Raw genomic sequence first — 12,357 nt, forward strand, 5'->3', positions numbered from 1 at the left:
TGGCTTCGTTCGAGCGTACCCCAGTTAATTCGGCGCGCAAACCCTCTGTTCCGACCATCTGCCGCAAAGCGGCGCGGTTCGGGGTCTACAAGCCTGAAAGCAAAGGGAAAAACGCCAAACTCAAGCACGGTGCAAGACTCTACGCCCCGCACCCCCCTGCGACCTTTAGACCAATGGACGACATTCGTTGTGTATGAACCATCGGCAGATTGCCAGCTACCTATGTATAATGCCGGCCGCTGACCACAGAGTCACGACGGCCGACCTCTCTGCAACTGGAAATGTAGCCGAGACTTTGGGCCCGAAAAAGCAGGACCGTTACCGCAGTCCACCCGCTTGACGCTCGACTGATGCACCCAACATCACCGCGCACAAATCTCGACATTCGGCTCATGGATGACTTTGAACGAACGCGCTTACCCGGCGCCCCTCGAGTTTTTCTGCGCACGCTTTAGCAAAGAAGAGAGAGTTAATCCGAATATGCCCACCCGCTCGAAGATCATCTATACCTTCACCGACGAAGCCCCCGCCCTCGCCACCTATTCACTGTTGCCTATCGTAGAGGCCTTCACCGCCTCCGCTGATATCGCCGTGGAAACCCGCGATATCTCTCTTGCAGGGCGCATCCTGGCCAGCTTCCCCGAGCAACTGGGTGACAAGGCAGTAGCCGACCACCTCGCCGAACTGGGCGACCTGGCCGTCACGCCTGAAGCCAACATCATCAAGTTGCCGAACATCAGCGCCTCGGTTCCGCAACTGCAAGCCGCGATCAAGGAACTGCAAGCCCAGGGCTTCGCAGTGCCTGACTACCCGGAAACCGTGACCAGCGACGCCGACAAGCTCGCCAAGTCGCGGTACGACAAGATCAAGGGCAGCGCCGTGAACCCGGTCCTGCGCGAAGGCAACTCCGATCGTCGTGCTCCGCTGTCGGTCAAGAACTACGCACGCAAGCACCCGCACAAAATGGGCGCCTGGGCCAAAGACTCCAAGTCCCACGTTGCGCACATGAGCACCGGCGATTTCTACGGCAGCGAGAAAGCTGCCCTGATCGACGCCGCTGATGCCGTCAAAATCGAACTGATCGCTAAAGACGGCACTACCACCGTCCTGAAAGAAAAAACCACCGTGCAAGCCGGTGAGATCCTCGATTGCGCAGTCATGAGCAAAAACGCTCTGCGCAGCTTCATCGCTGCCGAGATCGAAGACGCCAAGCAAAAAGGCGTACTGCTGTCGGTTCACCTGAAAGCCACCATGATGAAGGTCTCCGACCCGATCATGTTCGGCCAGATCGTTGCCGAGTTCTACAAAGACGCACTGGCCAAGCACGCTGATGTGCTGGCACAGATCGGCTTCAACCTGAACAACGGCATCGGCGACCTGTACGCTCGCATCAAGGCCTTGCCTAGCGATCAGCAAGCGCAGATCGAAGCGGACATCCAGGCGGTCTACGCCGTCCGTCCGTCGTTGGCCATGGTCAACTCCGACAAAGGCATCACCAACCTGCACGTGCCGAGCGACGTTATCGTCGACGCCTCGATGCCGGCGATGATCCGTGACTCCGGCAAAATGTGGGGCACCGACGGCCAGCTGCACGACACCAAGGCGGTGATCCCGGATCGCTGCTACGCCACCATCTACCAGGCGGTGATCGAAGACTGCAAGGTAAACGGCGCTTTCGATCCGACCACCATGGGCAGCGTGCCTAACGTTGGCCTGATGGCGAAAAAAGCCGAAGAGTACGGCTCCCACGACAAGACGTTCCAGATCAAGACCAACGGTGTTGTCCGGGTTACCGACAGCAAAGGCGGCCTGCTGCTGGAACAGTCGGTTGAAGCCGGCGACATCTTCCGCATGTGCCAGACCAAAGACGCGCCGATCCAGGATTGGGTCAAGCTGGCCGTCAATCGTGCTCGCGCAAGCAGCACCCCGGCTATTTTCTGGCTGGACCCGATGCGCGCCCACGACGGCGTAGTGATCGAGAAAGTTCAGGCGTACCTGAAGGATCACGACACTGCCGGTCTGGATATCAAGATCATGGCGCCGGTCGACGCGATGAAGTTCACCCTGCAACGCACCCGCGAAGGCAAGGACACCATCTCGGTGACCGGCAACGTATTGCGCGACTACCTGACTGACCTGTTCCCGATCATGGAGCTGGGCACCAGCGCCAAGATGCTGTCGATCGTGCCACTGATGAACGGCGGCGGTCTGTTTGAAACCGGCGCCGGCGGTTCGGCTCCGAAGCACGTGCAGCAGCTGCTGGAAGAAAACTTCCTGCGTTGGGATTCCCTGGGCGAGTTCCTGGCCCTGGCCGCGTCCCTCGAGCACCTGGGTGTGACCTACAACAACCCTAAGGCGCTGGTTTTGGCCAAGACCCTGGACCAGGCCACCGGCCAGTTCCTGGACAACAACAAGTCGCCATCGCGCAAAGTCGGCAACATCGACAACCGCGGCAGCCACTTCTACCTGGCGCTGTACTGGGCACAAGCCCTGGCCGCCCAGGCTGAAGACGCTGCACTGCAAGCGCAGTTTGGCCAGCTGGCGAAAACCCTGACCGAGAACGAAGCAACCATCGTTGCCGAGCTCAACGCCGTTCAGGGCAAGCCAGTGGACATCGGCGGCTACTACCACGCCAATGCCGAGCTGATCAGCCAGGCCATGCGCCCGAGCAACACCTTCAACGCCGCGATTGCCGCGTTGGTTTAAGGTTGTAAGGGAACATCACAAACCCCGGCCTCGTGCCGGGGTTTGTGTTTCTGGCGCTCACACATATTTATCTGTAAACCCGGACCAATGTGGGAGCGAGCTTGCTCGCGATAGCGGTTTATCATTCGGCACTGATATTGACTGACCCACCGCTATCGCGAGCAAGCTCGCTCCCACAAGGGTCGACTCCTACATTGAAATCTTTGCAAACCCGAAATCGAGGAAGCTTTATGGATTGGCTACCCCACATCACTGTCGCGACCATCGTCGAAGACAACGGCCGCTTCTTGATGGTCGAAGAATCCAAGGGCGGACGAACGGTGTTCAACCAGCCCGCCGGTCACCTCGACCCGAACGAAACCCTGATCGAAGCCGCTGTACGCGAAACCCTCGAGGAAACCGGCTGGGACGTCGAACCGACCGGCGTGGTGGGCATTTACCTCTACACCGCCCCCAGCAACGGCGTGACTTACCAGCGGGTCTGCTTCAGCGCCAAACCGCTTAAACATCGCCCGGACTATCAACTGGACGACGGCATCGTCGGCGCCATGTGGCTGACGCGTGACGAATTGCTGGCACAGCGCGCAAACTGGCGCAGTGAGTTGATCATCCGCTGTATCGATGATTATCTGGACGGCAATCACTTCGGTCTCGAACTGATCCGCCCTTCTCTTTAGCCTTGTGGGCTGCGGCCTGCTAGAATCGCGTCCTTTTTCAAGACACTCATTGAATCCCTATGCGTGATCCAGCCCCTTCTGACACACAAAAGAAGCGCGTCATTGTCGGCATGTCCGGCGGCGTGGACTCTTCCGTTTCCGCTCTCCTGCTGATCGAGCAGGGTTATGAGGTGGAAGGCCTGTTCATGAAGAACTGGGAAGAAGACGATGGAACGGAATATTGCACCGCCATGGATGACCTGGCGGACGCCCAGGCCGTGTGCGACAGGATTGGCATCAAGCTGCACACCGCCAACTTCGCTGCCGAGTACTGGGACAACGTGTTCGAGCACTTCCTGGCCGAATACAAGGCCGGTCGTACACCGAACCCGGACATCCTCTGCAACCGCGAAATCAAGTTCAAGGCGTTCCTCGACTACGCCATGATGCTCGGCGCCGACCTGATCGCCACCGGTCACTACGTGCGTCGCCGTGACATCGATGGTCGCACCGAACTGCTCAAGGGCCTGGACCCGAACAAGGACCAGAGCTACTTCCTGCACGCCGTCGGCGGCGAACAGATCGCCAAGACCCTGTTCCCGGTCGGCGAGCTGGAAAAGCCCGAGGTCCGTGCGATTGCCGAGAAACACCAGCTGGCCACGGCGAAGAAAAAGGATTCCACCGGGATCTGCTTTATCGGCGAACGCCGCTTCAGCGACTTCCTCAAGCAGTACCTGCCGGCCCAGCCGGGCGAGATCAAGACCACCGAAGGTGAAGTCATCGGCCGTCACCACGGCTTGATGTATCACACCATCGGCCAGCGTCAGGGCCTCGGCATCGGTGGTTTGAAAGACGCCGGCGACGAGCCCTGGTACGTGCTGATCAAGGATCTGGAGCATAACGAGCTGATCGTTGGCCAGGGCAATGACCACCCTTATCTGTTTTCCCGCGCCCTGCTCGCCTCGGATATCTATTGGGTCAACCCGATCGACCTGACCGAGCCGCGCAAGCTGACCGCCAAGGTCCGTTATCGCCAGAGCGATCAGCCCTGCACCCTGGAAAAGACCGCCACCGGCTACCGCGCGACCTTCGATGACCCGCAACGCGCGGTGACCCCTGGGCAATCGGTGGTGTTCTACGACGGTGAAATCTGCCTCGGCGGCGGCGTGATCGAAATTGCCGAACCCTGGACGAGCAAGAGCACCAGCAAGGGCCAAGCCCAATGAATCCGACCCAGGAGCAATTGACGGCACTGGGCGGGGTGTTTCTCGCCGCGGTGCTGGTCGACAAGATCGCCAAGACGGGCCAGACCACCGAAGCCGGCCTGACCTGCATGCTCGGTAGCCTGCTGATTCGCGACCCCAAGGACACCCTGGAAGTCTACGGCGGCGACGACCTCAATCTGCGTGAAGGCTACCGGGCGCTGATTGGCGCCCTGGAGCGCGACCCCAGCACCCTTCAGCGCGAACCGCTGCGGTATGCGCTGGCCATGCTGGGCCTGGAGCGCCAGCTGGCCAAACGCGGGGACATGCTGGACGAAATCGGCAAGCGCCTGCCGCAGATTCAGTCCCAGGTCGAACACTTCGGCGCGGCTCACGAAAACGTGATCGCAGCCTGCGGCGCGCTGTATCAGGACACCTTGAGCACCCTGCGTCAGCGGATTCAGGTGCACGGCGACATGCGCAACCTGCAGCAACCGAGCAACGCTTCGAAAATCCGCGCCCTGTTGCTGGCCGGGATTCGCTCGGCACGCCTGTGGCGACAGTTGGGCGGCCATCGCTGGCAGCTGGTGATCAGCCGTCGCAAGTTGCTTAAAGAGCTTTACCCGCTGATGCGCAGCAGCTGAACCGCGCCCGCAACACCTTTGGTAATTTGTAACGCGTAATACGCCGGTCAGTTGGCAACGGACCGGCGGATTTTTTCATGTATGATACGCGCCCCATTTCGTTGCCCGACTGTCCGAGAACACCCCATGCAGCTTTCTTCGCTCACTGCGGTTTCCCCTGTTGACGGCCGCTACGCCGGCAAAACCCAGGCCCTGCGCCCGATTTTCAGCGAATACGGCCTGATCCGTGCGCGCGTCCTGGTTGAAGTGCGCTGGCTCCAGCGCCTGGCCGCTCACCCAGGCATCAGCGAAGTGCCGGCGTTCTCCGCCGAAGCCAACGCTGTGCTGAACACCCTGGCGGACAACTTCGCCCTGGAGCACGCCGAGCGCGTCAAAGAGATCGAGCGCACCACCAACCACGACGTCAAGGCCATCGAATACCTGCTCAAAGAGCAAGCGGCCAAGCTGCCGGAACTGGCCAAGGTCAGCGAATTCATCCACTTTGCCTGCACCAGCGAGGACATCAACAACCTGTCCCACGCCCTGATGCTGCGCGAAGGCCGTGATGATGTGATGCTGCCCCTGATGCGCCAGACCGCAGACGCCATCCGCGAGCTGGCGATCCGCTTCGCTGACGTGCCGATGCTGTCGCGCACCCACGGTCAGCCGGCTTCGCCGACCACCCTGGGCAAAGAACTGGCGAACGTGGTTTACCGTCTGGAGCGTCAAATCGCTCAGGTCGCCGCCGTTCCGCTGCTGGGCAAGATCAACGGCGCTGTCGGCAACTACAACGCTCACCTGTCGGCCTACCCTGAGATCGATTGGGAAGAAAACGCCCGCGCCTTCATCGAAGACGAGCTGGGCCTGGGCTTCAACCCGTACACCACGCAGATCGAACCGCACGACTACATTGCCGAGCTGTTTGACGCGATCGCCCGTTTCAACACCATCCTGATCGACTTCGACCGCGACATCTGGGGCTACATTTCCCTGGGTTATTTCAAACAGCGCACCATCGCTGGCGAAATCGGTTCGTCGACCATGCCGCACAAGGTCAACCCGATCGACTTCGAAAACTCCGAAGGCAACCTGGGCATCGCCAACGCATTGTTCCAGCACCTGGCGAGCAAGCTGCCGATCTCCCGCTGGCAGCGCGACCTGACCGACTCCACCGTACTGCGCAACCTCGGTGTCGGCTTCGCCCACAGCGTGATCGCGTACGAAGCCAGTCTGAAAGGCATCAGCAAACTCGAGCTCAACGCTCAGAAGATTGCTGCCGACCTGGACGCGTGCTGGGAAGTATTGGCCGAGCCGATCCAGACCGTGATGCGTCGCTACAACATCGAAAACCCATACGAAAAGCTGAAAGAGTTGACCCGTGGCAAGGGCATCAGCCCTGAAGCACTGCAAACTTTCATCGACGGCCTGGACATGCCAGCCGCGGCCAAGGCCGAGCTGAAATTGCTCACCCCGGCGAACTACATCGGCAACGCTGTAGAGCAAGCCAAGCGCATCTGATCGACCGTTGTACCCGTTTGAGACGCCCGGCAGCGCCGGGCGTTTTTATTCCCGTCTGAAAAGTGCTTTTTTTCAATAGGTTACACATGAATCCTGACATTCCTCTTCAACTTCTGGGCGGCATCACGGCGCGCGAATTCCTGCGCGACTACTGGCAGAAAAAACCCCTGCTGATCCGCCAGGCGATTCCTGAATTCGAAAGCCCGATCGACGCCGACGAACTGGCCGGCCTGGCGCTGGAAGAAGAAGTTGAGTCGCGCCTGATCATCGAGAACGGCGAGCGCCCTTGGGAATTGCGCCGCGGCCCGTTCGCCGAAGACGAGTTCAGCAAGCTGCCGGAACGTGACTGGACCCTGCTGGTTCAGGCCGTTGACCAGTTCGTACCGGAAGTCGCCGAGCTGTTGGAAAACTTTCGCTTCCTGCCGAGCTGGCGCATCGACGACGTGATGATCAGCTTCGCCGCCCCAGGTGGCAGTGTCGGTCCGCACTTCGACAACTACGACGTGTTCCTGCTGCAGGGCCACGGCAAGCGCAACTGGAAAATCGGCCAGATGTGCGATTCCGAGAGCAAGCTGCTGCAACACGCCGACCTGCGCATCCTCGCCGACTTCGAAGCCACCGACGAATGGGTGCTGGAACCGGGTGACATGCTGTACCTGCCGCCGCGCCTGGCCCATTGCGGCGTTGCCGTCGATGACTGCCTGACCTACTCGGTCGGTTTCCGCGCGCCGAGCGCCGCTGAAGTACTGACCCACTTCACCGACTTCCTCAGCCAGTTCCTGCCGGACGAAGAGCGTTACACCGACGCCGACGCCCTGCCTGCGGCCGATCCGCACCAGATTCAGCATGACGCCCTCGATCGCTTGAAAGGCCTGCTGGCCGAACACATGAGTGACGAGCGCCTGCTGCTGACCTGGTTCGGCCAGTTCATGACCGAGCCGCGTTACCCGGAACTGGTGGTAGGTCCGGAAGAGATCGAAGAAGACGACCTGCTCGCCAGCCTCGAGCAAGGCGCGGTGCTGATCCGCAACCCGAGTGCGCGCCTGGCCTGGTCCGAAGTCGATGACGACCTGCTGCTGTTCGCCAGCGGCCAGAGCCGTTACCTGCCGGGTAAACTGCGCGAGCTGCTGAAGATGATTTGCGCCGCCGATGCGCTGCACGTCGACAATCTCGGCGACTGGCTGAGCGACGAAGACGGTCGCGGCCTGCTGTGTGAGCTGATCAAGCAAGGAAGCCTGGGGTTTGCCGATGAATAAGATTCACGTACGTGTCGCAGACTGGCAAAAGGACAACGCCGAGATCCGGCGCATTCGTGAGACGGTGTTCGTCGCCGAGCAGTCCGTTCCGCCAGAACTGGAATGGGATGCCGATGATGTGACGGCCGTGCATTTCCTCGCCCTCGAAGGCGACTTTCCGGTCGGCACCGCCCGCCTGCTGCCCGACGGTCACGTCGGCCGGGTGTCGGTGCTCAGGGACTGGCGCGGCTTGAAAGTCGGCGATGCGCTGATGCAGGCGGTGATCGGCGAAGCCGAGAAACGCGGGCTGAAGCAGCAGATGCTGAGCGCGCAAGTGCAGGCCACGGCGTTCTACGAGCGCTTGGGCTTCAGCCTGGTCAGTGAGGAATTCCTGGAAGCAGGGATTCCGCATGTGGATATGGTGCGGCATTCGGCCTGATACCGAGGCGCGGCCATCGCGAGCAAGCTCGCTCCCACAATTGGAATGCATTCCCCTGTGGGAGCGAGCTTGCTCGCGATAGCGGCTTCAAGAACACCACAAAACGCCCCGCCATCCTCGGATGCCGGGGCGTTTTGCTGTCTACGATTCAACTTGCCCCACGTCGGGCCGACAAGCTGGCAATATCAAACCCCCTGTAGGAGCGAGCTTGCTCGCGATGGTCGCCAACGATAACGCTGGAAACTTGATACCCCGCGGCGATTTCACATCCATCGTCGGAACGCCGCCCGGAGCAAGCTCGCTCCTACACAATATCAAGGCATCAGAAGCCGGAGATAACGGACATGTCCCCACGCACCCTGCTCACCACGCTACTGCTGACCTGCTGTGTTTCAGTCATGGCCGCCACCGAAATCGTGCCCCTGAACTACCACACCAGCGCCGACATGCTGCCGATGGCCCAGGATTTCATCGGCCAGGACGGCCAGGTCAGCGCCTACGGCAACCAGCTGATCGTCAACGCCGATCAACGCAAAATCGACGAACTTAAAGCCCTTATCAGCCAACTCGACACCCAACCCAAGCGCTTGCTGATCACCGTCGACACCAACGAAAACAACTTCCAGGATGACCAGGGTTACTCGGTGAACGGCGCCAGGCCGGGCCAGACCCGCATCATCAGCCGCAGCACCGACAGCCGTGACGGCGGCATTCAGCAAATCCGGGCCAGCGAAGGTGCGCCAGCCCTGATCCAGGTCGGACAGAGCGTGCCGCTGACCAGCACCCAGACCGATGCTTACGGTGACCTGCGCAGCCAGACCGAGTACCGCAACGTTACCCAGGGTTTCTATGTCACCGCCCGCATCACCGGCGAAACCGTTCACCTGGCGATCAGCACCAATCGTGACCGCGTCAGCCAGGAACGTCCCGATGTAGTGTACGTGCAAAGTACCGACACAACTGTCACGGGACGCCTGGGCGAATGGATCACTCTGGCCGGTGTGAATCGCCAGACCCAGGCCGATAAACAGGGCCTGACCCGCAGCTACTCGACCCAGGGCCGGGATGACATGACCCTGCGGGTGAAAGTCGATACTTTGGACTGAATCACCGAAAACTGACTGATTAGTCGTATTAGACCAAAGATGTAGTGCTTTAAAAAAAGCACTACAAAACGTTTGACGATACAAAAAAGCAAAGGCATGATGGCCTCGCTCCCGCTAATCAGGGGCCCTGGCAAGGGCCTTCGAGGCGATGTTCGCACCTACCCCGCGAGCCGCTTCGTGTCTGTACCGCCCACAAGGTGTGTTTGACGAGGTTGCCGACTGGAACGAAGTTGTCCCGAGGGACGGAAGCGTAATTAGGTAACCCGGCTCCACACTGAAGTTCGTATAAAGGCCCACGATGCCCGAATGCGCTCGCCAGTTCGCCCTTACCTGCTCACTTCCCCTCGAGCCCATCGTTCATCCCGTCGCCAACCCCGCCGAATTCGACTTGACCACCTAAGCTTCTGGTCAGCGAGCATGAATTTTTCACCGCAGAACAACTTTCCGTAAAAGACGCGACGAGGTTTATCTCCATGGCACTGACACGCGAACAGCAAATTGCAGCCCTCGAAAAAGACTGGGCTGAAAACCCACGCTGGAAAGGCGTGACACGCGCTTACTCCGCTGCTGACGTCGTCCGCCTGCGTGGCTCGGTTCAACCTGAGCACACCTTTGCAAAACTGGGCGCCGAGAAGCTGTGGAACCTGGTTACCCAGGGCGCCAAGCCGTCCTTCCGTCCTGAGAAAGATTTCGTCAACTGCATGGGCGCCCTGACCGGCGGCCAGGCTGTACAACAAGTCAAAGCCGGTATCCAGGCGATCTACCTGTCGGGCTGGCAAGTCGCCGCGGACAACAACTCCGCCGAATCGATGTACCCGGACCAGTCGCTGTACCCGGTGGACTCGGTTCCAACCGTGGTCAAGCGCATCAACAACTCGTTCCGTCGTGCCGACCAGATCCAGTGGAAAGCCGGCAAAGGCCCGGGCGACGAAGGCTACATCGACTACTTCGCGCCAATCGTGGCTGATGCCGAAGCCGGTTTCGGCGGCGTACTGAACGCTTACGAGCTGATGAAGAGCATGATCGAAGCAGGCGCCGCCGGCGTTCACTTCGAAGACCAACTGGCGTCCGTGAAAAAATGCGGCCACATGGGCGGCAAGGTACTGGTGCCTACCCAGGAAGCGGTACAAAAGCTGACTGCTGCTCGCCTCGCGGCTGACGTGGCCGGTACTCCGACCATCATCCTGGCCCGTACCGATGCAAACGCTGCTGACCTGCTGACCTCCGATTGCGACCCGTACGACCAGCCATTCGTGACTGGCGAACGCACCCAGGAAGGCTTCTACAAAGTGCGCGCCGGTCTCGACCAGGCCATCGCTCGCGGCCTGGCTTACGCGCCGTACGCCGACCTGATCTGGTGCGAAACCGCCAAGCCGGACCTGGACGAGGCTCGTCGCTTCGCCGAAGCAATCAAAAAGGAATACCCGGACCAACTGCTGTCGTACAACTGCTCGCCGTCCTTCAATTGGAAGAAAAACCTGGACGACGCGACCATCGCCAAGTTCCAGCGCGAATTGTCCGCCATGGGCTACAAGCACCAGTTCATCACCCTGGCCGGCATTCACAACATGTGGCACAGCATGTTCAACCTGGCGCACGACTACGCCCGCAACGACATGACGGCCTACGTGAAGCTGCAAGAGCAGGAATTCGCCGATGCTGCCAAGGGTTACACCTTCGTGGCTCACCAGCAGGAAGTGGGCACCGGCTACTTCGACGACATGACCACCGTGATCCAGGGTGGTTCGTCTTCGGTCACCGCGCTGACCGGCTCGACTGAAGAAGAACAGTTCCACTGATAGGCCGCACCTGAACAAACGGCCGTTGCGGACCGAGTAGAAAGCTAACCGCAACGTCGCACATCTGACGCCCCGACTGGTTCGGGGCGTTTTTTTTGCCCGGGAATTTACCGACACCGCCCCCCCCGTAGGAGCTGACGAGTGAAACGAGGCTGCGATCTTTTGATCTTGCTTCTAAAAAAAAAAAGTCAAAAGATCGCAGCCTCGTTGCACTCGTCAGCTCCTACAGGGGTCGGCGACAGCCCGGGAAAAATCATTGATCCAGAGCAGTTTCTCGCTCAGAAGAACAAGGTAAAACGACCCCGCCCACTACATGCAGTAACGCGCATATAAGACAACTTCCCACTCACCCATCCGCCAAACAGTTTAAAAACTACCGCAAACAATATTGATTATCATTTAGCTCGAATTATGTTCGTTACATTCCTTACAAAACATATTTAACGAAAACCCGGCTAATGCCCGCCACGCATGGGCTACAGGGTCCCGGAGGTCCGTCGTGTCCTTATTTCGCCCAATAATTTCGCTATCTGAATTTTACTTGCACGGTGTTTAGCCATAAAATCAGCGGGATCGATTGCTGCGACATATCGTCACTGCGTTGTTTCTTTTTCAAGCTCAGAGACCTTTGCTCTCTGTTAAGGATTACCAGCATGCCCGAAGCGACAGGACTCATGGCCCACAACTGGGGCTTTGCCATTTTCCTTCTGGGCGTTGTCGGCCTTTGTGCCTTCATGCTTGGCGTCTCCAGCCTCCTCGGGTCAAAAGCCTGGGGCCGCAGCAAAAACGAACCGTTCGAATCCGGCATGCTGCCTACAGGTGGCGCCCGTCTGCGGCTCTCTGCAAAATTCTATCTGGTCGCGATGCTCTTCGTGATCTTCGATATCGAAGCCCTTTTTCTCTTTGCCTGGTCTGTGTCCGTCCGCGAAAGCGGCTGGACCGGATTCGTCGAAGCTCTCGTTTTCATAGCAATTCTGTTGGCAGGTCTTGTCTACCTATTTCGAGTGGGCGCCCTTGACTGGGCTCCGGCAGCTCGTCTTAAGCGGCAAGCGAAGCTGAAACAATGAGGCTTT

General features: G+C 59.4%; 10 protein-coding genes. All 10 read left to right on the plus strand.

Features of this window, described 5'->3' with window-relative positions; all coding sequences use genetic code 11:
* Window positions 1-480: 480 nt before the first annotated feature.
* The 10 genes from ACA067_RS22225 to ACA067_RS22270 all read left to right on the plus strand — a co-directional run bounded on the left by ACA067_RS22225 (window position 481) and on the right by ACA067_RS22270 (window position 12,351).
* A complete protein-coding gene (locus ACA067_RS22225; RefSeq protein ID WP_497458513.1) occupies window positions 481-2,706 on the plus strand; it encodes an NADP-dependent isocitrate dehydrogenase in 2,226 nt (741 codons plus the stop codon).
* Window positions 2,707-2,936: 230 nt separating this feature from the next.
* A complete protein-coding gene (locus ACA067_RS22230) occupies window positions 2,937-3,383 on the plus strand; it encodes an NUDIX hydrolase (RefSeq protein ID WP_497458514.1) in 447 nt (148 codons plus the stop codon).
* 59 nt (window positions 3,384-3,442) lie between these two features.
* Window positions 3,443-4,588 carry a tRNA 2-thiouridine(34) synthase MnmA gene (gene mnmA, locus ACA067_RS22235; RefSeq protein WP_497458515.1) on the plus strand — a complete coding sequence of 382 codons (1,146 nt, stop codon included), beginning with the start codon at window positions 3,443-3,445 and terminating at the stop codon, window positions 4,586-4,588.
* Complete coding sequence (gene hflD, locus ACA067_RS22240; RefSeq protein ID WP_064678738.1) at window positions 4,585-5,208, plus strand: high frequency lysogenization protein HflD; 624 nt, start codon at window positions 4,585-4,587, stop codon at window positions 5,206-5,208. The genes mnmA and hflD overlap by 4 nt, the downstream gene beginning before the upstream one ends.
* A gap of 126 nt (window positions 5,209-5,334) precedes the next feature.
* Window positions 5,335-6,705, plus strand: coding sequence for an adenylosuccinate lyase (gene purB, locus ACA067_RS22245; protein WP_401365246.1), 1,371 nt, complete (start codon window positions 5,335-5,337; stop codon window positions 6,703-6,705).
* Between the two features lie 86 nt (window positions 6,706-6,791).
* Window positions 6,792-7,961: a ribosomal protein uL16 3-hydroxylase gene (locus tag ACA067_RS22250; protein WP_497458516.1), complete on the plus strand. Its 1,170-nt coding sequence runs from the start codon at window positions 6,792-6,794 to the stop codon at window positions 7,959-7,961.
* Window positions 7,954-8,379 carry a GNAT family N-acetyltransferase gene (locus ACA067_RS22255; protein ID WP_497458517.1) on the plus strand — a complete coding sequence of 142 codons (426 nt, stop codon included), beginning with the start codon at window positions 7,954-7,956 and terminating at the stop codon, window positions 8,377-8,379. The genes ACA067_RS22250 and ACA067_RS22255 overlap by 8 nt, the downstream gene beginning before the upstream one ends.
* Before the next feature lie 344 nt (window positions 8,380-8,723).
* The gene (locus ACA067_RS22260) at window positions 8,724-9,485 is read left to right on the plus strand and encodes a secretin N-terminal domain-containing protein (RefSeq protein WP_497458518.1); all 762 of its coding nucleotides are present in this window, start codon (window positions 8,724-8,726) and stop codon (window positions 9,483-9,485) included.
* 473 nt (window positions 9,486-9,958) lie between these two features.
* Window positions 9,959-11,284 (plus strand): isocitrate lyase, encoded by a 1,326-nt coding sequence (aceA, locus tag ACA067_RS22265; protein WP_008032724.1) that lies wholly within the window; start codon window positions 9,959-9,961, stop codon window positions 11,282-11,284.
* Window positions 11,285-11,937: 653 nt separating this feature from the next.
* A complete protein-coding gene (locus tag ACA067_RS22270) occupies window positions 11,938-12,351 on the plus strand; it encodes an NADH-quinone oxidoreductase subunit A (RefSeq protein ID WP_008146033.1) in 414 nt (137 codons plus the stop codon).
* Window positions 12,352-12,357 lie beyond the last annotated feature (6 nt).

This window comes from Pseudomonas sp. LBUM1674 (genome assembly GCF_059695635.1).

Coding starts and splice junctions, on each gene's coding strand:
- ACA067_RS22225 (WP_497458513.1), top strand. CDS start 481: ATGCCCACCCGCTCGAAGATCATCTATACCTTCACCGACGAAGCCCCC.
- ACA067_RS22230 (WP_497458514.1), top strand. CDS start 2,937: ATGGATTGGCTACCCCACATCACTGTCGCGACCATCGTCGAAGACAAC.
- mnmA (WP_497458515.1), top strand. CDS start 3,443: ATGCGTGATCCAGCCCCTTCTGACACACAAAAGAAGCGCGTCATTGTC.
- hflD (WP_064678738.1), top strand. CDS start 4,585: ATGAATCCGACCCAGGAGCAATTGACGGCACTGGGCGGGGTGTTTCTC.
- purB (WP_401365246.1), top strand. CDS start 5,335: ATGCAGCTTTCTTCGCTCACTGCGGTTTCCCCTGTTGACGGCCGCTAC.
- ACA067_RS22250 (WP_497458516.1), top strand. CDS start 6,792: ATGAATCCTGACATTCCTCTTCAACTTCTGGGCGGCATCACGGCGCGC.
- ACA067_RS22255 (WP_497458517.1), top strand. CDS start 7,954: ATGAATAAGATTCACGTACGTGTCGCAGACTGGCAAAAGGACAACGCC.
- ACA067_RS22260 (WP_497458518.1), top strand. CDS start 8,724: ATGTCCCCACGCACCCTGCTCACCACGCTACTGCTGACCTGCTGTGTT.
- aceA (WP_008032724.1), top strand. CDS start 9,959: ATGGCACTGACACGCGAACAGCAAATTGCAGCCCTCGAAAAAGACTGG.
- ACA067_RS22270 (WP_008146033.1), top strand. CDS start 11,938: ATGCCCGAAGCGACAGGACTCATGGCCCACAACTGGGGCTTTGCCATT.